General features: G+C 62.9%; 19 protein-coding genes. 7 read left to right on the top strand and 12 right to left on the bottom strand.

Features of this window, described 5'->3' with window-relative positions; genetic code table 11:
* Positions 1-18: 18 nt before the first annotated feature.
* Both A9762_RS15305 and A9762_RS15300 read right to left on the bottom strand, forming a co-directional pair.
* Positions 19-921 (bottom strand): LysR substrate-binding domain-containing protein, encoded by a 903-nt coding sequence (locus tag A9762_RS15305; protein ID WP_069342867.1) that lies wholly within the window; start codon positions 919-921, stop codon positions 19-21.
* A gap of 112 nt (positions 922-1033) precedes the next feature.
* Entirely contained in the window at positions 1034-1366 is a 333-nt protein-coding gene (locus A9762_RS15300; RefSeq protein ID WP_139133240.1) for a hypothetical protein, read from the bottom strand.
* A 207-nt stretch (positions 1367-1573) separates the two neighbouring features.
* Between A9762_RS15300 and A9762_RS15295 the strand changes: the two genes are divergently transcribed.
* From A9762_RS15295 to A9762_RS15285, 3 genes are all read left to right on the top strand, one after another.
* The gene (locus tag A9762_RS15295) at positions 1574-2674 is read left to right on the top strand and encodes an asparaginase (protein ID WP_371443015.1); all 1101 of its coding nucleotides are present in this window, start codon (positions 1574-1576) and stop codon (positions 2672-2674) included.
* 243 nt (positions 2675-2917) lie between these two features.
* Complete coding sequence (locus A9762_RS15290; RefSeq protein ID WP_083253950.1) at positions 2918-3439, top strand: DUF305 domain-containing protein; 522 nt, start codon at positions 2918-2920, stop codon at positions 3437-3439.
* A 135-nt stretch (positions 3440-3574) separates the two neighbouring features.
* Positions 3575-5065: a YncE family protein gene (locus A9762_RS15285; protein ID WP_069342974.1), complete on the top strand. Its 1491-nt coding sequence runs from the start codon at positions 3575-3577 to the stop codon at positions 5063-5065.
* A gap of 80 nt (positions 5066-5145) precedes the next feature.
* Here the strand turns inward: A9762_RS15285 and A9762_RS15280 are convergent, their stop codons facing one another.
* The 3 genes from A9762_RS15280 to A9762_RS15270 are packed head-to-tail and all read right to left on the bottom strand — an operon-like array spanning position 5146 to position 8191.
* Entirely contained in the window at positions 5146-5457 is a 312-nt protein-coding gene (locus A9762_RS15280; RefSeq protein WP_069342865.1) for a hypothetical protein, read from the bottom strand.
* On the bottom strand, positions 5444-6826 hold the full coding sequence (locus A9762_RS15275) for an acyclic terpene utilization AtuA family protein (protein WP_069342864.1): 1383 nt from the start codon (positions 6824-6826) through the stop codon (positions 5444-5446). The genes A9762_RS15280 and A9762_RS15275 overlap by 14 nt, the downstream gene beginning before the upstream one ends.
* Before the next feature lie 60 nt (positions 6827-6886).
* Positions 6887-8191 (bottom strand): CitMHS family transporter, encoded by a 1305-nt coding sequence (locus A9762_RS15270; protein WP_069342863.1) that lies wholly within the window; start codon positions 8189-8191, stop codon positions 6887-6889.
* Between the two features lie 99 nt (positions 8192-8290).
* Between A9762_RS15270 and A9762_RS15265 the strand changes: the two genes are divergently transcribed.
* Entirely contained in the window at positions 8291-9205 is a 915-nt protein-coding gene (locus A9762_RS15265) for a LysR family transcriptional regulator (RefSeq protein ID WP_069342862.1), read from the top strand.
* A gap of 33 nt (positions 9206-9238) precedes the next feature.
* Here A9762_RS15265 and A9762_RS15260 read toward each other — a convergent pair whose 3' ends face one another.
* Complete coding sequence (locus A9762_RS15260) at positions 9239-10609, bottom strand: APC family permease (RefSeq protein ID WP_069342861.1); 1371 nt, start codon at positions 10607-10609, stop codon at positions 9239-9241.
* A gap of 192 nt (positions 10610-10801) precedes the next feature.
* Complete coding sequence (gene xopG / locus A9762_RS15255) at positions 10802-11467, bottom strand: XopG/HopH/AvrPtoH family type III secretion system effector (RefSeq protein ID WP_170836250.1); 666 nt, start codon at positions 11465-11467, stop codon at positions 10802-10804.
* 459 nt (positions 11468-11926) lie between these two features.
* Here xopG and mqo point away from each other — a divergent pair, with 459 nt between their 5' ends.
* Both mqo and A9762_RS15245 read left to right on the top strand, forming a co-directional pair.
* On the top strand, positions 11927-13639 hold the full coding sequence (gene mqo / locus A9762_RS15250; RefSeq protein ID WP_069342859.1) for a malate dehydrogenase (quinone): 1713 nt from the start codon (positions 11927-11929) through the stop codon (positions 13637-13639).
* A 248-nt stretch (positions 13640-13887) separates the two neighbouring features.
* Complete coding sequence (locus A9762_RS15245; protein ID WP_069342973.1) at positions 13888-15375, top strand: lyase family protein; 1488 nt, start codon at positions 13888-13890, stop codon at positions 15373-15375.
* A 34-nt stretch (positions 15376-15409) separates the two neighbouring features.
* Here A9762_RS15245 and A9762_RS15240 read toward each other — a convergent pair whose 3' ends face one another.
* Both A9762_RS15240 and A9762_RS15235 read right to left on the bottom strand, forming a co-directional pair.
* Positions 15410-16639 carry an MFS transporter gene (locus A9762_RS15240; protein ID WP_206093586.1) on the bottom strand — a complete coding sequence of 410 codons (1230 nt, stop codon included), beginning with the start codon at positions 16637-16639 and terminating at the stop codon, positions 15410-15412.
* 97 nt (positions 16640-16736) lie between these two features.
* Complete coding sequence (locus A9762_RS15235) at positions 16737-18092, bottom strand: FAD-dependent oxidoreductase (RefSeq protein ID WP_069342858.1); 1356 nt, start codon at positions 18090-18092, stop codon at positions 16737-16739.
* Between the two features lie 104 nt (positions 18093-18196).
* On the opposite strand from A9762_RS15235, the gene A9762_RS15230 reads away from it, so the two are divergent.
* The gene (locus A9762_RS15230) at positions 18197-19072 is read left to right on the top strand and encodes a LysR family transcriptional regulator (protein WP_069342857.1); all 876 of its coding nucleotides are present in this window, start codon (positions 18197-18199) and stop codon (positions 19070-19072) included.
* On the opposite strand, the gene A9762_RS15225 is transcribed toward A9762_RS15230, so the two are convergent.
* The 3 genes from A9762_RS15225 to A9762_RS15215 are packed head-to-tail and all read right to left on the bottom strand — an operon-like array spanning position 19022 to position 21943.
* On the bottom strand, positions 19022-19939 hold the full coding sequence (locus A9762_RS15225; RefSeq protein ID WP_069342856.1) for a LysR family transcriptional regulator: 918 nt from the start codon (positions 19937-19939) through the stop codon (positions 19022-19024). The genes A9762_RS15230 and A9762_RS15225 overlap by 51 nt on opposite strands.
* A 7-nt stretch (positions 19940-19946) precedes the next feature.
* Positions 19947-21284 (bottom strand): ATP-binding protein, encoded by a 1338-nt coding sequence (locus A9762_RS15220; RefSeq protein ID WP_069342855.1) that lies wholly within the window; start codon positions 21282-21284, stop codon positions 19947-19949.
* Entirely contained in the window at positions 21281-21943 is a 663-nt protein-coding gene (locus tag A9762_RS15215; protein ID WP_069342854.1) for a response regulator, read from the bottom strand. The genes A9762_RS15220 and A9762_RS15215 overlap by 4 nt, the downstream gene beginning before the upstream one ends.
* Between the last annotated feature and the right edge of the window lie 65 nt (positions 21944-22008).

Genomic DNA, 22008 nt, shown 5'->3' with positions numbered 1-22008 from the left:
GCGTGGTTCGGACGCCGTTCAGGCGTTCTGAGTCGTGCGAAGGTGCTCGATGAGCGTCCGGACGTGCCGCGGCACGGCGTTCACGTCACGCAGGCCGATCAGCAAACGCCGCTGCGCCCAGTCGTCGGCAAGTGCGATCTGGCGCAGGTTCAGCGAGCGCGCCAGTGCGCGTACGGCGTCGGAGGGCAGCACGGCAATCCCCATGTCTGCCGCCACCATCTGGCACATGGCGTCGAAGCTGCGCACGCGGATGCGGAGTTTCAGGCGCCGCCCGAGCGCCTCGGTTTCCGTCTGAAGCCGATCGGCCAGCGATGTCCCTTCCGAAAGACTGACGAAGTCGTAGTCCAGCACCTCGGCCAGGTGCACGCTGCGTCGCCCGGCCAACGGATGCCCCTTGGGCACGACGAGGCTCAGATGGTCCTTGCAGTAGTCGAGACATTGCAAGCCCAGCGCGGGCGTGCGGTCGGCGAAGATACCGACATCGGCGCGGCCGTCGAGTACGGCCAGCACGATCTCGTTGCTGTTCTTCTCTTCGAGTTCGATGCGGATGCCGGGATTGGCTTTGGTGAATGCGGCAAGCTGATGCGGCAGGAACTGTGTCACGGCCGAGGTGTTGGCCCACAGGCGCACGACGCCGACGATGCCCGCCGTGAAATCCGACATCTCGGCGGCGAGCACGTCGACGTCGGCCAGAATGCGCTGCGCATGGCGGTAAAGTGCCTGACCGGCCACCGTCAGCGTGACGCCTCGGGAATGCCGTTCGAGCAACGGCGTGCCGACAGCGAGCTCCAGATCCGATATCCGCTTGCTGGCGGCGCCGACCGCAAGATGTGCGAGGGCGGCTCCTTTGCTGATGCTGCCGGTGCGTGCGATCAAACTGAACAGGGACAGCGACGCGAAGTCGATACGATGCGGATTCATCCTGAATGAGCGACGTTGCGGGTGGAAGTGGCGGCGGAAGTCGCGGGGCGGTTCGCCATGGCGGACACGTTTCGCGCGAGGCGCAGGCGAGGCATAGTGTATCGCCTCGCTGTCAGTCCAGCGCCGGCTCCGCCGCGACTTTGCGATCGCGCAACTGGCGGAAGAATCTCGCGTTGTGATGGTCGGCGACGCGGAACACGTCGTCCGAGGCCCGGGAGAGCGCAGCGAACAGCAATTCGAGCTCGTCGTGCTCCCGGGCCGTCGAACCGCAGCGCGTGATCAGCGCGCGGCGAATTTCGTCCATGGCCGCCTGCCGGAACCGGTCGAAGGCCGCATCGGGCCTGCCGTCGAGATGGTTGATGTGAGCGAGCAGCATACCCAGCACCTGCGCGTGCACGAGCGCCGTCGCCCGCTGTTCAATGGCCAGCACGTCGGTTTCCGTCATGATGCCCTCCATCAGACGTGAAGTGATGCGAACGAACTCGCTTCCAGCATAGCACCGCCGCGCAAGGACGGTGATTTCAAACGCCACGCTCAGTGCCCGTCGTCATGGATCATGGCGCTTTCCTCCCGACGCCAAATTCGTCAATATGTCGGGCATCGCGCTTGCCGTCTGCGCGATGTTCGACAAACTACAAAATTGGAGCGAACTATGACGACGTCGAAGAGCCCTCGGGCAGTCCTGATGCATACGATGGCACTCGCCGCGCTCACGCTGAGCGCCGGCGGTTATACCCTTGCGGCCACGGCCGCCGATACCAACGCACCCAAACCCCGCATTCTCGTTCTCGCCACCGGCGGCACCATCGCCAGCACGGGCGACGCACGCTCGGCCATCGGCTACAACGCCGGCGGCGTGACCGGCGAGCAACTGACCGCCAGCGTGCCCGGGCTGGACAAGCTCGCAAGCATCAAGGCAGAGCAGATCTCGAACATCGGCTCGCAGGACATGAACAGCAAGGTCTGGTACCAGTTGGCAGCCCGAATCAAGCAGGCATTCGATCGCAATGAGGCTGACGGCATCGTGATCACGCATGGCACCGATACGATGGAGGAGACGGCCTTTTTCCTCGACAACGTGCTGGCCACCCGTCAACCCGTCGTACTCGTCGGCTCGATGCGTCCGAGCACGGCGGTCAGCGCCGACGGCCCCGGCAACCTCTATGAAGCTGTTGAAGTCGCGGCCAGCCCGCAGTCCGGCAATCGCGGCGTGCTCGTCGTCATGAACGACACGATTCACGGCCCGCGCTGGGTGACGAAGATGAACACCACCTCGGTCCAGACCTTCGGCAATCCCAACAGCGGCCCGCTGGGCTACGTCGATCCCGCCTCGGTCCGGTACCTCTCACCGATGCCGGCCTCGCGTAAAGCCCCGCTGGCCGTGCCGGGCGGCGGTCTGCCGCGCGTCGATATCGTCTATGCCCATGCCGACATGGACGCCACGCAGATCGAAGACGCTGTGCGACACAATGCGAAGGGCATCGTGCTGGCGGGCGTCGGCGACGGCAACGCCTCGAAAGCCGCACTCGACGCGCTGGAGGCGGCAGCGAAGCAGGGCGTGGTCGTGGTGCGGTCGTCGCGGGTGGGGAGTGGCTTCGTCAACCGCAACGTCGAGGTCTCCGACGACAAGACCGGGTTTGTCGTCTCCTACGATCTGAACCCGCAAAAGGCACGGGTGCTCACGCAACTGCTGATCGGCAACGGCGTCAGCACATCGGACAAGGTGCAGAAGGCGTTCGACGCGACGTATTGATCGGATGACCGACTGATCTGCTGATAAGGGGATCGCGCGAGCGATCCCCCGTTGCTGCGGGTAACGGAATACGCGCATTCCCGGCGCCCCGGACGGGAGCACACCTCCTGACGCCGTTTATTCCCGCCCACCTCTCATATTTCCGAAAGACGTGAAGACTTCCGCGCAAACGGAATAGAACCCCCTTTGGCTGTGTATACCCCTTTGCACCCCGCATGTGCGGGAGATATCGAGAGGGCGGCCATGCTATCCGTTTCACGTTTTCGCGACACATCCTTGCGTCACCCCTTGGGTCACCGATTGACATTGACGTCGGTGTCCGTGTCTTTGGCGTTCTCAGTCTTGTTGGCGCTAGCGCCGCAGGCGCATGCCGCACCGGCGGTGAAACCGTCGCCGGACGAAGCCGCGTTCCTTCATGAAAACGACGTCGCCATGGATCGCATGATGCGCGATATGACCGTCAAACCCGGCGGCGACATCGACCACGACTTCGTTGCGATGATGATTCCGCATCATCAGGGCGCCATCGACATGGCGCAGGCCGAACTGCGCTACGGCAAGAACGAACAACTGCGCCGGATTGCGCAGGAAATCATCGTCGAACAGCAACAGGAAATCATCGCCATGCGCATCGCGCTCGGGCAACCGCTGCCGCCGTCGGCCCCCGCGCCGACCGGCGCCGTGCCGCCCGCGCAAGGAGCGGCGCAGGACACACCGCCGCCTGCCGGGGCGATGTCTGCGATGCATCACCACCACGGCGAATGATCGTCGCGATCCGTCGCTGCGCCTCGATTGGATAACCCACGCATTGGACGACGCACTTCAGCGTCTTCCCAACCCTTCGCATTCCCACGTGAATCGTCTTCAGGAGACCCCATGATTCGCAAACCCTTGTCCGCCATGGCGCGCGCCACGTTGCTGGCCGTGCAGTTGACCACGCCGGTCATCGCGCTGGTCACACCTTTCGCGGCGGCGCCCGCGCACGCCGGTCAGGCCCCGGGCGCGCTTGCCGCTCCGGATATCCCCATCAGCCACAAGGACCGCCTGTACGCCGCCGAGCAATTCTCGAACACGGTGTCCGTGACCGATCCGGTCGACAACAAGCTGCTGGGCGTAATCCGTCTGGGCGATCCGTCGCCGGGCAACTTCAGCCCGCTCTATCGCGGTCAGGTGCTCGTGCACGGCATGGGCTTCTCGCCCGATCACCGCACGCTGGCGGTCGTGTCCATCGGCTCGAACTCCGTCACCTTCATCGACACGCAGACCAATACCGTCAAGCACACGACCTATGTCGGCCGCTCGCCGCATGAGGCGTTCTACACGCCCGACGGCAAGGAAATCTGGGTGACCGTTCGCGGAGAAAACTATGTCGCCGTGCTCGACGCCAAGACCTTCGAGGAGAAGACCCGCATCGTCACGCCGGCCGGCCCGGGCATGCAGATTTTCTCGCCTGACGGCAAATACGGTTACATCTGCTCGTCGTTCAATCCGGAGACGAAAGTCGTGTCGGTAGCGGATCACCGCATCGTGGGCACGGTCAAGCAGGAGAGCCCGTTCTGCCCGAACATCGCGGCCACGCCTGACGGCAAGCAAGTGTGGTTCACGCTCAAGGATGTGGGTCGCACGCAGGTGTTCGATGCGCGGCCGCCGTTCGCCCTCATCAAGACGCTCGACACCGGCCCGATCACCAATCACGTGAACTTCGCCCATACGTCCGCCGGCACGCTGGCTTACGTGAGCGTCGGTGGCCTCAATCAGGTGAAGGTATTCCGCACCGACGACTTCTCGCAGATCGCCACGGTGGACGTGGGCAATCTGCCGCACGGCGTCTGGCCGTCCGCCGATGGCTCGCGTGTGTACGTCGGGCTCGAGAACGCCGATGCGCTCGCCGCCATCGACACGTCGTCGCAGCGTGTCGTCGCGACGATCCCCATTGGGCAGGCGCCGCAAGCCATTGCGTACGTGCCTAACGCCGTGCCGGAGGGGGATGGGCTTCAGAATCTGCAACCGCTCGGTGTCTCGGGACAAGCCGCGCATCTGACGCTCGCACCGGCTGGCGGCAACGCGGGTGCTGCGCCGACCAGCGTGACGTTGTTCGATCAGGGGCTCGTGCAAGTGCTGCAAGCGTCCGTTACGGGCCTGACGCCCAAGTCGCCTTACGTGCTGGCGCTTTCGGACAATCCGGACGGCAGCGGAAACTTGCAGGCACTCGCGTCGTTCATGACGAACCCGGCAGGTTCGGCCATCGTGAACTCCATCGGCGCCATCCGTCAGGTCGTGTCGCCGGCAGCAGGAGACGCGAAGAACGCGACCGGCAAGCGTCGCTATCTGGTCGTGGCGCCACAGGTTGACGGCAAGCCGGGCGCGCCGGTGCAGGTTCAGCGTCTGTAAGAAGACGCAGGTCCCGATGCGGCTCTCGGACGGCTAGGGACAAGGGTGACGGCGACCGTACGTACGGTTGCCGTCTTCCATCACTCCGGTGCCGCGATCTCGAGATCCATCAAGGCGGAACTGATCGATTTTCCGTGGGCGTCGAGTGCGAGAGAGCGCGTCACACCGCCCCCCAGCGCGTTGCCCAATACGAAGTTGAACGCGGCCAGATTCGGCAGTTCGTAGCGCACGACATCGCCGCGTACGACGTCGCTCAGAAACGCCTTGACGCGCTCGGGCGTCACCTCGGCATGCAAATGCGCGTAATGCAGGGCGTCGAAGCAGATGAGCGAGACGTTGAGCGTATTGCCCTTGTCGCCGGTGCGCGAATGCGCCAGTTCACGCAGCTTCATCTTGCATCTCCACAAAAGTGAACGTCGGAGAGGTGTGCTCACGGGCCAGCAGCACCGACTGTACGGCGAGCACTTCGCGTACCGACTTGGTCACGCCGCCGCCGCCCGCGGGGCCGTTGGTGTACAACGTCTCGACTTCGTTGCCGATACGCTGCGCCTCTTGTGCCGACGCAGTGCGTCCCGCGACGCGCACGCGTACCTCATAGGGCTCGGCATGGCGTGTGCCTGCCGTCTCGCCGTGCAGCGCGTTCATGCCGATCAGATCGCAGCGCAGCTCACTCGTGGCCACACCGGTCAACGCAATGCGTTCACGCACGATGTCGACGGCGAGTCGGGCGCGTGCCACTGCGCCGGGGCCGCCGTAGGATATCTGTCCCTCACCGATGAACCCGTCGACGTATCCGACCGACACCTTGAGCGTGTCCGTTCTCGGTTCGCCACGTCCGCCGCAGACCTTGACGCGATCGGGCGCTTCCTCGCTGACACTGACGTGTGAGAAGTCGGCAACGACGTCCGGCTGGAAATAGCGCTGCGGATCGTGAATCTCGTACAGCAACTGCTCCTTGCACGTCGCCACCGTCACCTGTCCTCCGGCCTGCGGGACTTTCGTGATGACCACCGAGCCGTCGGACGAGACTTCGCCGATGGGAAAGCCGAGTCGGGCCAGGCCCGCTATGTCCTTGTAGCCCGGATCGGCAAAGTAGCCGCCAGTGACTTGTCCCGCGCACTCCAGCAGGTGACCGACGACGGTCGCCTGACCGAGTGTGTTCCAGTCGTCCATTTGCCAGCCGAACTCATGAATCAACGGGGCCGCGAAAAGAGACGGATCTGCCACGCGGCCCGTCAGGACGATCTGTGCGCCGGCGGCCAGCGCATCGACGATGGCGCTTGCGCCCAGATAAGCATTCGCCGAGACGATACGATCGCGATACGACGCCACGCTATCGCCAGTCTCTTCGAACTTCGCATCGGTGGCGAGCACGACATCGAGAACATCGTCGCCAGTCACGGCGGCAATCCTGACATCGCCCAGCCCCAGCAGACGGGCAATCTCTGCGGTCTTGCGCGCTGCGGCGAGCGGATTGGCCGCGCCCATGTTGGAAATGATGCGCACGCCGTTGCGCATCGCGGCGGGCAATACCGCGGTCATACGGGCTTCGAGCAGCGGGTCGTAGCCGTGTTCCGGCGATTGACGACGCGCCTGTTGCGCGATGGCAATGGTGCGCTCGGCGAGGCATTCGAAAACGAGATAGTCGAGTGCACCGTGCTCGGCGAGTTCGACGGCCGGCTCGATGCGGTCGCCGGAGTAGCCGGCGCCGGCACCGATCCGGACGGTGCGTCGCGATGACGTATGTGGCTTGCCTGTCATGCGTTCAGGTCCATGAAATAAAGCGAGGAGGGCGGAGCGTGCAAGTCGTGCAAAGCCGACTCAGAGCGGAAACACGCCAAGCACGACGCAGGCGATCGTCATCACGATGGACGCGCCGAACAACAGCGGGAACGTGAATTTCTGATGGTCCGCGAGATCGATGCGGCACAGCCCGACCACGAGGAACGTCGCGGGGGTGAGCGGGCTGACCGGGAAGCCGGTCGTCATCTGGCCGAGCAACGCGGCCTGACCGACGTGCACCGCCGGCACCCCGAGCTGGCCGGCAACTTCCGCAATGACGGGCAGCACGCCGAAATAGAACGAATCCGGATCGAACAACATGCTCAACGGCATCGACGCCAGACCGAGCGCCACCGGAATGTGGCCGGCCATACCCGGGGGCACAAAGCCCACGGCCGCTTGCGCCATCGCCTTGAGCATGCCGCTGCCCTGCATCACCCCGGTGAAAACCCCGGCAGCAAGCAGAATCCCGGCCATCATCAGCGCGGCGCGGGCGTGCGCATCGATGCGCTTTCGCTGCATGTCGACATCCGGATAATTCACCAGCAATGCGACGCACAGCCCGACCATGAACATGATCGCGGGCGGAATCTTCTCGCCCATCACAACCATCGTACCGAGCACGATCAGCGTGAGCACGATGTTGAACCAGAAGAGCCCGGGGCGGCGCAGCGCCTGCTCCTCCGGCGAGAGTTCGCGTTTCGGCATCGGAATCGCGCCGCTTGCGGCCGTCAACCCCAGCCGCTTTTCTTCGCGCCGGCCGAGCCAGTAAGCCATGCCGAAGACGAAGACCAGCCCGACGGCCTGCACCGGAATCAACGGATTGAAAAGGCTGGAGACCGGCAGATGCAGCGAGGCCGAGGCACGAATCATCGGTCCGGTCCACGGCAGGAAGTTGATGCCGGCGGCCATCGAGACCGCCGCAGCGAGCACGCGACGATCCATGCCCAGACGGTCATAGAGCGGGAGCATCGCCGGAATCGTCACGAGAAAGCAGACTGCGCCGGAGCCATCGAGGTGAATCAGCAGCGCGAGCAGCGTCGTGCCCATCACGATGCGCGTCGGGCGCGTGCCCACCGCCTTGAGAATCCGGTCGATGATCGGGTCGAGCGTGCCGGCGTCGGTAATCGTGCCGAAGTACAGAATGGCGAAGACGAACATGCCGACGACGGGCGCAAGACTCTTGAGACCGTCGAGCACGAACTTGCTCGTCTGAAAGCCGAAGCCGCCGACGAGCGACGCCACAATCGGCACGATGATGAGCGCCACGAGCGGCGACATGCGTTTTGACAGAATCGCGCCGAGCAGCACGACGATGGTAGCCAGCCCCAGTAACGGCAGCATGTGCTTGTCTCCAATGTTGTTTTTTGATGCGATGGAGCGTAAGTTGATGACGTCTATAAGACAATTGAAATGATTTGATCGCAGCAATCACAAACGATAATGGATCTGAACCTGCGGGACATTCGGGCGTTCATCGCCGTGGCACAGAACGGCAGCTTCACGCGTGCCGCCACGCAATTGCATCTGTCGCAGCCGGCATTGACCGTGCAGATTCGGCGGCTGGAGGAGACCGTCGGCGTGCGCTTGTTCGATCGCAACAGCCGAAACGTGGCGCTCACCCCGACGGGGCGTGAACTGTTGCCCGTGCTGGCGAAGTCGCTTCACGACATGGAGCACGTGCTGATCGATGCTCGCGCGTTGGGCGACGGTTCGAGCGGGGTGGTCCGCATGGCCTGTTTGCCGACGTTTGCCGCCAGTGAATTGCCCGAATTGATTCAGCAGATGAACGCGGCGGTCCCGCGCGCGGGCTTTCACATCCGCGACGCCGTGGCCGGTGTCGTCGAAGCACTCGTGCGCAACGAAGACGTCGATATCGGTTTGACCGGCGGGGAAGTGAACGACGCGGATTTCGACGTGCTCCACGCCGGAGCGGACCGTTTGGTTGCCGTTTTACCGCCGGGCCATGCGCTGGCGCGCCGCAAGCAGGTGTCGCTGGCGGATCTGGCAGCGGTACCGCTGGTTCTGACGGCACCGGGCACGAGCGTGCGGGCGGTGGTCGATGCCGCGTTGGCAGGCGCCGGATGCATGCCGCGCATTGCTTGCGAGCCGACCTACATGATGACGGCCGTCGCCATGGTCCGCGCAGGCCTCGGTGTGACGATCCTGCCCGCATCGGCCCGGGAAGTCAGGGCGGAACCGCAATTACGGGTGCGCCCGATTGCCGACGACGCGTTCCTGCGCCCCATCGCGCTCATCAAGAAGCGGGGACGGACGCTGCCGCCAGTGACGCAAACGTTCGTCGGGATGCTTTTGGACCGATTGGCCTCATCCGATACGGCAAACTCGGCGGGGTAGGTAACGCAAACGCACAGGCGCGCCACACGAACATCAACCCGGCGAGACGCGCAAAAGACGTTTGCGATTGAGCAGCAATGGAATGGCCCCCACGGCGATGCCGCCCATGCCGACGACGTTGGTGACCCAGTCGAACGTGGGAATGCTGGAGAGCGCGATGAAGAAAAGAAAGAGGGCGCTGGCGACCGGCCAGATCACGTGCGTCGCGGCACGCCACGGGCCCCGGACGAGCTCTGCGCGATAAAACCAGCCACACGCCAGCCCCGTCAACCCCAGATAGAAGCAGATTTGAAAGCCGATAGCGGTGATCGAATCCTGGAGAATCACGTTGATGGTGGGCAGATACGACGACACCAGCAGGAGCACCAGGCCGGTGGCCCAAATCAGAAAGATGGCGATGTGCGGCGTGTTCCAGCGCGGATGCAGGCGTGCGTAGCGTTGGTGGAGGGCGCCGTCACGGCTTTTTGCAAACAGGGTCCGCGTAAATTGGAGCATCTGCGTTTCCACAGTGCCCACGGTGCTCAGCAGAACCGCAATGATGGCGACATAACCCCAGAGCGGTCCGAAGAGCTTTTCCGCCATCGCAAAAATGATGTTGGTGTTGAAATGCTGAATGTCGTCATCGGACAGGCCGAGCAGTGCCAACGTGATGAACACGAGGAAGAACGCCATCAGAAACACCATCGACCAGAACGCCGCGCGTCCCGGCGTGCGATTCGCGTCGCGTGTCTCTTCGCTCAGGTTCAGGGTGACGTCCCAGCCGTAGAAGAAGAAAATCGCGACCAGCGCGCTGCTCGCAAAGACCTTCGGCGTGAATCCGAACGGCGAGAACCATTCCCAGGAAAATGCGTGCTGCGGGGCATGCGGAAAGACGACAAAACCCGCCACGATGATCGCCAGCAGGATGATGCCTTCGACAACCGTCATCAGTACCTGCACGTAGCTGGTGAGCTTGATTCCCTTGACCACGACCAGACTCACGAGCGTGAGCCATCCCGCAGCGATCAGCGTCACGTAATGGACGTTGTTCATCAACGGACGGTCGAAGATCAGCAACGTGGCATTGGCTGCGGGAATCATGGCCGAGACCATGAAGACGCAGCACAACACCAGCAGCGCCCAACCGGCAAAGAAGCCCAGGGTCCGGCCAAACACCATGCTGACCCACGCGTAGGACGTGCCGGCGCTGGCCAGCGCGCGGTTCATGTTGATGAACGCGTACGCGATGCCGAACATGACGAGGCCGCACACGAGTATGCTCGCCGGCGAGAGCGTGCCCGCCGTGCCGACGATGGTCGAGGTCGTGATCTCGACACTATAGGCGGGCGCAGTGCCCGCAACGCCCATGATGATCGATTCGACGATGCCCAGTGAATCTGCCTTCAATTCGGAGGGAGGAGTCATGGGCGTGTCCGGTTAAGAACCATCGATGGCGCGACTTTTACATCCTAGTCGACAGATGGACAACTGGGGGACGCCATTGCAGCGCCCACTGGCAACGCAAGCGGCAAGCATGGGTTACCGCCGACCGCCTGCCTTGCGCGAGTCTCACCGAATCGGGCACCGGGCCTGCCCCGGTGCGCCTTTGTGACCGTATTACCCGCGGTAGGTCGCCGTCGGATCGAACTCCGCGACCTGATCGCCGCGATCGCGGCTCAGCGGGTAAGCCCTGCGGGGCGGCTCGCCGTGTTCGGCACGAATCCCGTTCTCACTGATGGGCTCATCGGCCCACTTGTCCAGGCCCGTGGCTCGCAACTCCTCTTCGGCCGCACGCGTTCCCGGCTGAAAGCCTTCGGTCCCACTGCCGCCCGTGTAGGTGCCCTTGGTGATGCGATAGGCGTGCACGAGTTCATGCGCGAGGGACAGATAGGCCTTGCTGGTGTCTTGCGTGTGACCGACCGGCTCGCCCGCGGCATTGAGCGCAAGGCTCTTGCTCGGATTCCACTCGACGATGGCGCTGGCTCCTTTGCCCTTGAATCCCAGCGACGACTTGCTCGCGTTCTTCATCGCGTTTCGGTTGTCTTCTCCCGGGGAGTCGATGTCGTCGACCGGCATCGTCGCGTTGCGCATGTTGCCGCCGCGAGGCGCCACGAAGATCTTGACCCGCTTGCCGCTCTGGCTGAAGTTGTTCAGCCCGCTGAGCAACGCGTTGCCATTTGGCTGGCTGGCAATCTTGGCAAGGGCGTGTTCGGCGTCGCCAATTGCCGTCTTCGAATTGGATTCGATCGTGATCGAAGGGACTGTACTGCTCTGAACTTTCATCATGTGACTCCGTAATGGGTGCCAACAACGGCACGCACAGTGCGCCCGACGTTTCCGACGGGTGACGCACCGCGCTTCACACAACGTTGTAACCGATCGATCTGCGGGGATGCTCCACGGCCGCGAAGGGATGTCATGCCCGGCGAAGACTTCGCCGCGCCGCTCACCGGTGCGCACGAGAGCGGGTTGGCGTTCCGCCTGGGACAACACCCGGGCGTCGGGTTTCGACATCCGATAATCCGCACGTGTGACCCCGACCCCATTTCTACCTCAGGGTTTTCACTTAGGTTTTTTCGGGTTTGCGTTACAATCCGCGTTTTCGCAACGCTCGGCCTCTGGTATCGCTCCCGACTCGCCGACGCACAGCCACGATTGCGTCGAGCAGTCCGAATCGATGCCGGCAAGCGCCGGGCGTGTTCGGGCTATCGACGCCAGACGTTATTTTTGAGGGTGACTCTCATGACGCAAACGGACAACAAGACGGCGCCTGGTCGCAGCGGCAAGCCTTTCACCCGTCGCAAGTTCCTCGCCGCAGCCGTCGGCGCCGCCGCCGTATGGGGCGGATATTCGTACTTCTTCGGCAGCCAGTATCGCGCCGCGAAGGCTGACCGCACGGTCGATGTTCTGCTCATTGGCGGCGGCATCATGAGCGCCACGCTCGGCGTCTATCTGAAGGAACTGGAACCCAATTGGACGTGCGAAGTCTTCGAGCGTCTGGACAAGGTCGCGGAAGAAAGCTCGAACGGCTGGAACAACGCCGGCACCGGTCACTCGGCGCTTTGTGAGCTGAACTACACGCCGATGGACGACAAGGGCAATGTCCATATCACCCAGGCCATCAACATCAACGAAAATTTCCAGATTTCGCGTCAGTTCTGGTCGCATCAGGTGCGCCAGGGCGTGCTGGGCAATCCGCGCGAGTTCATCAATTCGACGCCGCACATGAATCTGGTATTCGGCGAAGAAAACCGTGAGTTCATTCGCAAGCGTGTCGAAGCCTTGAAGGCGTCGCCGCTATTTGCCGGTATGGAGATGACGACCGATCGGGCGAAGATCGCCGAATGGATTCCGATCATGATGGAAGGGCGCAAGGCCGACGAAGTCGTGACCGCCACGCGCTCGCCGCTCGGCACCGACGTGAACCTCGGTGAAATCACGCGTCAGTTCTACTCGCATCTGACCAGCAAGGCGGGCGTCAAGGTGACGACCGGCTACGAAGTGCGTTCCATCACGCGCAATGAAGACGGCTCCTGGCGCGTGTCCGCGTTCGATATGAACGACAGCTCCAAGATCCAGACGGTGGACGCGCGCAACCTGTTCATCGGTGCGGGCGGTGCCGCGCTGCCGCTGCTGCAACTGTCCGGCATTCCTGAAGCGAAGCAGTACGGCGGCTTCCCCGTGGGCGGTGAATTCCTCGTCACGGAAAAGCCCGAGATCGCGTCGCGCCATCTGGCGAAGGTCTACGGTCTCGCAGACACCGGTTCGCCGCCGATGTCGGTTCCTCACCTCGATACGCGCGTGCTCGACGGCAAGCGCGTCATCCTCTTTGGGCCGTTCGCCACGTGGTCCAGCAAGTTCCTGAAGAACGGCTCGTATTTCGATCTGGCCAAAGCGGCCACGCCGTCCAACATCGTTCCCCAGTTGCAGGTCGGCGTTCACGAATTCGCGCTGGTGAAGTACCTGGCACAACAGCTCGCGCTGTCGCGCGAAGAAAAGATGGCGGCATTGCGCCACTACATGCCGGAAGCGAAGGACGAAGACTGGCGCCTGTGGGAAGCCGGCCAGCGCGTGCAGATCATCAAGAACGATCCGGAGAAGGGCGGCGTGCTCAAGCTCGGCACCGAAGTCGTGGTGTCGGGCGACCGTTCCGTGTCCGCGCTGCTCGGCGCCTCGCCGGGCGGTTCGACGTCGCCGGCAATCATGCTGTCGTTGCTCGAGCGCGTGTTCCCTGAGCAAATGAAAACGCCGGCATGGCAGCAGAAGATTCGCGAGATCGTGCCGAGCTACGGCAAGAAGCTCAACGAGCACCCCGATCTGCTGGCGCAGGAATGGGCCAACACGGCTGAGACCCTGCAACTGGCGATCGCGCCGCCGAGCCTCGACGGTGTCGTCCCGGCCGCCCCGATGGCGAACCCGGGCGTCGTGAAGAAGGTGCCGGACATCGCGCTGTAAGGGGTTTCACGGCGCACGGCCGGAGCTTCCGGCTGGCGCCGTGCCGCTCAAATGCGCATTCCCGCTGCGATGCGCGTCGGGCCGGAGTTGGCTCCGACTCGTCACAGTGGCGATCTGACGTCGACCGGAGTATGGTTAGCGCCTGCACAGAAAATGCCGGCGCCGATCCCCCTTCGGACGCCTCGACGATCAGGAGACACGCAGTGCGCAAGAAAAGAATTGCCGGGTTGGGACTCTGCCTCACCACGATGCTTGCCGCGCCGGCCATGGCGCAAACCGCGACCGCTACGGCAACGAACGCCGCGCCCCAGCGAGACGCGTTCTACTGGCTAGGTGAGATCAACAAAGCGTCGCTGGTGATCAACACCCGTCAAGGCTTGCTGGACGCGAAGCTTGCGCCGCACATCGCCAAGGGACTCGACACGGTACTGAGCGCGGGGGACCAGCCCGGCGGCGCCCGTCCCGATCTGGTCATCACGTTCGAGCCGTTGCTGATCAAGGCAGCGGGCGTCGAGGCCACGCTGCTGCATGCCGGTCGCTCCAGTCAGGACATGCTGGCCACGGTGCGGGCCGCGATGTACCGCGATCGCCTGCTCGTGCTCGCTGCGCAGTTGCGCACCACCACGGCCACGTTGCGGCGGCTCGCGCAACAGTACGAAGCGACAATCGTCCCCAATTACACCAATGGCGTGGCCGCCCAGCCGAACAGCTACGGTCACTACCTGCTCGGTCATGTGGCGGGGCTTCAGCGCGACGCGCAGCGTCTGCACGAGTTGTACGCCCGTGTGGATCTGTCTCCGATGGGAACGACCGTGCTCAACGGCACGAGCTGGCCGCTGGATCGCGACAAGATGGCCCATGCGCTCGGCTTTGCCGACAAGGTCGATAACGCCTACGACGCCGCGCAGATTGCTGCGACGGACCTGCCTGTGGAGATCGGCGCGCTGGCGACGAGCATCGCGCTGCACACATCGGCGTTCGTGCAGGATGTGATGGTGCAGTATGCGCAGCCGCGTCCGTGGATTCTGCTGCGCGAAGGCGGCGGCAACACCTATGTGTCGAGCGCAATGCCGCAAAAGCGCAACCCCGGGCTGCTCAACGACACCCGCACGGCAGCGTCGATGGTCGTGACCCTCGGCGTGGGTCGCGCCATCACGGCGCACAACATTCCGCCGGGCATGAGCGATGCGAAGCACATCGACGAGAATATGGCGGTCATGGATCGCACCACGGCGTTGCTCAAGCGCTGGGACCGCGTGCTCAACGCTCTGGTGATCGATCCGCAACGCGCGCTCGACGAACTCGACAGCGACTGGACTGCATCGCAGGAAATCGCCGATGTGCTGATGCGTGAGCACGGGCTGCCGTTCCGGGTGGGGCACCACTTTGCGTCGGAGATCGTCGATTACGCGAAGGCCCACGATCTTCGTCCCAGCCAGTTCCCGTATGCAGAGGCCCAGCGCATCTTCAAGCAGACGCTGACGGAGATGAACGTTAGCGGGGGCGAGTTGCCGATGAGCGAGGCCCAATTCCGGGCGACGCTCGACCCGGTGGCCATCGTCAAGCATCGTGCGACGTCCGGCGGTCCGCAACCGGCCGAGATGAAGCGCATGCTGGCGCGCACCGATCGGGAGCTCGACGCCGACGGCAAGTGGATTGACACCCACCGCCAGACGATCGATCAGTCACTGGCCTCGCTCGACAAAGATTTCAGCAAGTATCTGCCGACGAACTAGCGCGGGAAGGCGCCGGGCATCCGCGCCATGATCGCTAGGATCGCGTTGCTTCGCGCACAGGAATCAGGCAAAGCAACGCGAGCGCGGGCCCGGCGGCGAGTGTGAGGAAAGCGAAGAAGAATGAGTGGGTCGACTGGAACACCATCCCCACAACGACCGGCACAACGACGCTGCCGAGTTGCCAGAACGCGTTGGTGAATCCTGTTGCCGAGCCGGCCGCAGAAGGCCCCGCAGTTTCCGCGATCATGACGGCCAGCAAAGGGCTGTAAGCGAAGCCTGCGATGCCAAGCAGTGGCGCAATCAGCCGAAACTGCTCGATGGAGTGAAGCTGGCCGAAGACCAGAAGCGCCGCGCAAAAACCGAAAAAACAGATCATCACCAGCAGTTTGCGCTTCCCGCCGAGCCAGTCCGACAAGAGACCGATCAGAGGTTTTGAGACGATGGCGCCAACCCCGAACAACACGGTGATGCTTCCCGCAGCAGCGACCGACAGCCCGTAGCCCTTGATCATCAGCGCGTTCGCCCAGAACGTGAATCCCCACGTGCCCCACATCGAACCGAAGCCGGCGAGCGCCAGCAGGAGAATGTCCCTGTGCTTGAGCAGATGGCGAAGATTGCGCGTCGTTGGAACGTTCTGTCCCTCCAGCGGGCCGTCACGCACGACGGCGTAGCAAACCAGACCGAATACGACGGTCAAGACACCGAGTTGTTCGTAGATTCGGCTCCACGACTGAATTTCCAGCAGTTTGGGCACGACAGCATTGGTCACCACCACGGCGAGCGACGTTGCTGTCATCAAAAGGCCGATGGCACGACCGCGATGCCGACGATCGAACCACGTCGCAGCGAGCTTTACGCACGCCGCATAGTCGCACCCGGCGGCAAGCCCCATCAGCGCCTGAAGCAGAATACCGAGCGACACCGACTGGATATGCCCGAACAGGAATGTGCAGATGCCGAGCGGCAGGAGGGAGAGAGCAAGCGCCCGGCGCGGTCCCATCCAGTCGCTCGCGACGCCGCCGGCGACATTGGACAATACGTAACCGACATAGAAGGCGGTCACGAAGATGCCCAGCGAGCCCAACGACATGCCGAGTGCCTGACCGACGGGAACCGACAAGCTTCCCCACACCAGACGATCGACGAACGTCAGGAGTAAAGCCCCCCACGCGAAGGCCAGAATGACCCAGCGATAAATGCCCGTATGCTGAACCTGCGAATCCATGGCGGACTCGTTCGGTCCGCTCGTCTTGATGGCCTGCATTGTTGTCTCCTGCGGCGGGCACGGCATTATCCGTATTGCCCGCTATGGCTTGGGTGCCTTCGCGACACCATTCTTTTGCCTGGATGTAGAAGCCCGATCAGAGATCGCGGCCCAGATATGCGCCGTCGCGCTCAAGCTCGGCCTGAAGCCGTGTCACGTCGATGTTGCGAGGGGAGCATCCGGACGCGATGGCCAGCGACGCAGCCGTGCCCGCCGCTTGCCCCATGACGAAGCAGGCGCCGGAGACGCGCGCCGCCGACTGGCCCTCATGCGTCATCGATGCGCAACGACCGGCAACCAGCAGGTTGTCGATGCGATGCGGCACCAGCATGCGATAAGGAAGCTGATTAAAGCCGCGAGAGTCGGGAATCGGCTGCCAGCGAAACGTCACATCGCCGGCTTCGTGCAGTTCCAGCGGCCAACCGTTCACGCCGATCGTGTCCGAAAAGCTTGCGCAGCCGATGACATCTTCCTCCGTCAACTGATATTCGCCAACGATCCGTCGAGTTTCGCGAATGCCGACCTGCGGAGGAATATCCACGATATAAGACTGTTCGAATCCCGGTACCGTCTTCAGGAAACGGAACACGTCTGCAATCTGCCGACGCCCCTCGATCTCGCTGGCGCTCAGTTGTATGGCATTGACGCCATTGATCGCCGTACCGTCTTCGTTGGCAATCTGTGTCACGTTGGCGCGCCACTCGATGCTGTTTTTCTGCGGCTTGACGATCGGCGTCTTTCGGGGGAAGCGGAACCCGTGCTTTTCGGCTTCGGCCATCCGGGCATCCATCTCCTTTGACGCGGCGATGGCGCGATCGCTGTCGACACTGTTCAGGCGGAACATCGTCGAGGGATAGAGGGTATTGCCAGTCGAGTCCCCGGTTTCGTAATCGACGCCAGCCCATGCGGCAAGGTCGCCATCGCCCGAGCAGTCGATGAACATGCTGGCCAGCGCGATGCCACGCCCCGATTTGGTTTCCAGTGCGAGGCCGCGAATCGTTTCGCTGTCGCTCATGATGACCCCGACCGCCAGCGCGTGAAACAGTATCTCCACGCCGGCGTCGAGCAGGAGCTCGTCTGCGGCCATCTTGAATGCCGAAGTGTCGTAGGCCAGTCCGTACGTCTTCTGGAAAATCAGGTGAGGGGCGTTCAGCCCCCCGAGCTTATCGATGCCGGCAAGGAAATCGTCCGCCACGCCATGCACTACCTGACGAATCTCACCGAAGACGTTGGCATAGAGGCCGCAGAAATTGGTGACGCCGGCGGCCGTGCCCATCCCCCCGAGAAAGCCGTAACGCTCCACCAGCAAGACGGTGTGACCGGCGCGTGCAGCGGCGACCGCCGCGGTAATGCCAGCGGGGCCGCCGCCCAGAACGATCACATCGAACTTACCGACCACGGGGGTAGCGATTGCCGGCTCGAGAATTGTCTCGGCGGTTTTGAACGACAGCATGGCGTGTCTCGCGAAATGTAGGAATTGAAGCGATGGTAGCTTCGCAACGAATCCACTACAATCGCCTAAATTGACGCAAGACTTATTCCGTATCGAGAATAATCATGGATCTTCTCGAAAGCCTTCGTTCACTGGTCCTGGTGGCGAACTGCGAGAGCTTTTCTCTAGCGGCTCGGCGAGCCGGTACGTCACCGTCGGTGATGATCAAGCGCGTCAACGCGGCGGAGTGGCACCTCAAGCTTGAGGTGCTCAAGCGCACCACACGTAGCGTGACGTTGACGGAAGGTGGTCGGCGAATCCTTCCGAGTCTTCAGACGCTGGTCCATAACTTCGACGATCTGATGGCGTCGTTACGTCAGGAGAGCCCCGGTGCGGCGGGGCTGATCCGGATCAAGATATCGCCGGAGCTCGCCGAGGGCGGACTGGCGGCCGTACTCAGTTCGTTCCTGAAAGCCCATGTCGGGCTACGCATGGAAGTGGTCCTGCTGGAACGCTCTGTGAATCCGGATGAGGAGGGGTTCGACATCTGCATCGATTTCCAGTCGCGTGCCTATCCGCGCGTGACGGAGATCCCGCTGTTCGTCTGCCGCTTTGTGCTTTGCGCGGCTCCTGACTATCTGGCGCGGCATGGACAGCCGTCGCATCCGCGCGAGCTGCAACGACATTGGACACTCGCGCCGGATTCGGTAGGAAAGAAATGGATGTTTCGTGCGCATCGACGGGCCGTGACTGTCGACGTGACACCGCGCCTCATGAGTGCCGACGGTCAAGGTATTCTGAATGCGGCAACACGCGGGCAGGGGATTGCACTCTTGCCGACGTACCTTTGCGGACCGGCGCTTGCAGCAGGGACGCTGATACCGCTGATGGGCGACTATGCCCCTGTGGAGACATGGGTCACGGCGTCGGTCCCCGACACCAAAGTCGACTTACCGCGAATCCGCGGCCTGATCGAGTGGCTGAGCAGAATGCCCGCCTAGGGCTTCCCGTATGACGTCGACCAGGGCACGCAAGGCGTGATCGGCAGCGCGATGTTTCGGAATGATGGCTAGGATCTCACCCGGCGGCACAGTCCAGTCCGTCAGCACCTGAACAAGCGTTCCCGCCTTTAGCGCTTGCTCAGCGACATAATCGGGCATGAGGGTCAGGCCGTTTCCCTCCACTGCGGCGCTCAGCAGCAAGAGCAGGTCATTCGAGGTGAACTTGGGCTGTGGGGCAATCCTGACCACGGCACCGTCTTTTTCAAACACCCATTCCGTCTGCGTTGGAAAGAACGTCATGCAATCGTGGCCTGTCAGCTCACGCGGATGCGTCGGTGTTCCTCGGCGCGCCAGATAGTCGGGTGAAGCACACATCAGACGTTGCAGCGGACGGAGGACCTCTTCGACCACACCGCCCGGATGATGCTGAACCACGCCGATCGCCAGATCGAAACCGTCCTCCACGGGGCTGATATGCCGGTCGAGCAAGGCGATCTCGAGATCGATCTTCGGATAGCGGCGTTGGAACGTGTCGAACGCCTCTCGAAGTCGAAGGGTCCCGAGTGCAGACGGGACCTTCAATTTCAAACGGCCCTCGATATCTTCGGCGTTGACAGACGGTTCGCCGATGAGCGCGTCCAGCTCGTCGAGCAGTTGCCTCGCGCGTTCGAGATGATCGGCACCCAGCGGCGTTGTGGTGACGGATCGCGTAGTTCTGAGGAACAACGGCGCACCGATCGACGCTTCAAGTTCATTGATGCGCTTCGTGACGACAGACGGTACGACGTTCAATATGCGCGCTGCGGCGGAGAACGAACCCTGGTCGGCCACCGCAACGAACGCGCGCAAGCTAAGTATTTGTTCCATTTCTGTTTCAGTCGATACCTGCGTCTGCCACGGAAAGCGGGGAAACGCGCGCCATCAGCCCCGTACGATCGGATCGGTTCTCCAGAACCAGCCGGGCGCCATGCCGCTCTGCGACCCGGCTCGCGATCGACAACCCCAAACCACTGCCTTGTCCAACCGCGTCGGCACCGCGATAGAAACGCGTTGTGACCTTCTCCAACTCTTCCGACGCAATGCCCGGCCCGGTGTCGATCACCGCAAGCGTCACCGCTTGCCGATCCCTCGACACGCGCACATCGACGGCGCCGCCTTCGGGGGTATAGCGCAGCGCATTGTCGACGAGATTCGCCAGCAGCATCGTCAGACCGGTCGGGTCCCCGTGGACAGATATCGGACCATCGCTCGCCACCAACCCCAAATCGACGCCCCGGCTTTCCGCTGTGAAGGAATAGTCCGCCACCACATGTTCCGCGATCGTCCGAATGTCCACAACATTCTCGATGTCCACCCGTTCCGCATCGGCCCGGGCAAGGTCCAGCAATTGCTGAACGAGATGGATCAGACGATTGAGCCGGCCTTCCAGCTTCGCGACGACCGCAGGGTCAGCGCCCAACGCGCCGTGAAGATTCGCGTGCTGCAATTGCAGCTTCAGCGCCGCCAGCGGGGAGCGCAATTCATGAGCGGCGTTAGCGATGAAAACGCGCTGTGCGGACGCCGCCTGATCCAGACGGGAGAGCAGATCGTTGAGGGAATTCACCAGCGAGGCGATCTCGCTGGGAATCGGCTGATCGAAGCGCAACGGCGAGAGCGACTCATACGAACGTTGTGCAACGGAGCGGGAAATCGCGGAGATCGGTTGAAGCCCCTTCGACACAACCCATAAGACGAACAGGATAATGAGCGGCACAAGCATCCACAGAGGCGCGATGATGCGCAGCGCCATATCGATGGCCAGCGTGTCGCGAACGGTCATCGGCTGCGCGACCTGCACATATCGATTCGGGAGCTGGATGCCGTAAACGCGCCAGTGAGTCTCGTCCCACTCCTTGTCATGGAAGCCCGGAGGCAGGCGAGGCATCGAGAGTGCCGCCTCGTTGTGATACTGCGGCACATTCTCCCGCTCCCACCGCTGTATCAGCAAGCGATCCTCGGCAAGGCCGCCCCAGTCGGCGGGGTCAGGTGTCCTTGCCGTCGTGCCGTCCTCCTGCGTGACTGGCAACGACAAGGCCACGGTGCGCAATTCGTAGTCGAACAACTCGGCTGCTTCGTGGCGCGCAGCCCGGTACAGCGCGTACCCGGCGATGAGCGCGAGCAGAACCAGCCCGGCCACCAGCCAGATGATCAGGCGCCAACGAATCGATTTCATTGGACGAGCGCCATGCGATATCCCACACCACGAACGGTAGCGATGCGGTGTGCGCCGATCTTGCGCCGCAAGCCATGAACGTGAACCTCGATCGTGTTGCTTCCCACCTCGTCCCCCCAACCGTAGAGCTTATCTTCGAGTTCCCTGCGCGTGAACACGTGTGCCGGTGCTTCCATCAACGCTGCCAGCAACGCGAATTCCCGTGGGAGCAGTTCGACGGCCTGCCCATCGAGCAAGACCGTGTGAGCCGCAGGGTCGAGCGTGAGCGCGCCATGCTCATAGCGCGGAGAGGCTTGCCCGACGCGCCGGCGCGCCAGCGCTCTGACGCGGGCTGCCAGTTCGTCGAGTTCGAAGGGCTTGACGAGATAATCATCCGCCCCGGCGTCGAGTCCCTGCACCCGGTCCGTCAGGGCGTCGCGTGCCGTTAGAATCAGCACGGGCGCGGTCCCGCCCGACTTGCGATATCGCTTGAGTACTTCAATGCCGTCTTGCCGGGGCAAGCCGAGATCGAGGAGCACAAGCTCATAGACGGCATTGCCCAGCGACAACTCGGCCGCCCGCCCATCCGCCGCCCAATCGACTGCGTGGCCTTCGCTGCGCATCGCGTCCTGCACTGTCTCGGCGATCATCGGATCGTCTTCGACCAGCAGTAGCCTCATTGCCTCCTCCCCAATATCTCTGCCTCCGCCCGCGTCGATCGACCTGAGTCGCCAGCGAGCAAGCT

This window comes from Pandoraea sp. ISTKB, from assembly GCF_001721285.1.
In the GTDB taxonomy this organism is placed as follows: Bacteria; Pseudomonadota; Gammaproteobacteria; order Burkholderiales; family Burkholderiaceae; genus Pandoraea; species Pandoraea capi.
This window is presented reverse-complemented; position numbering and strand designations above follow the sequence as displayed.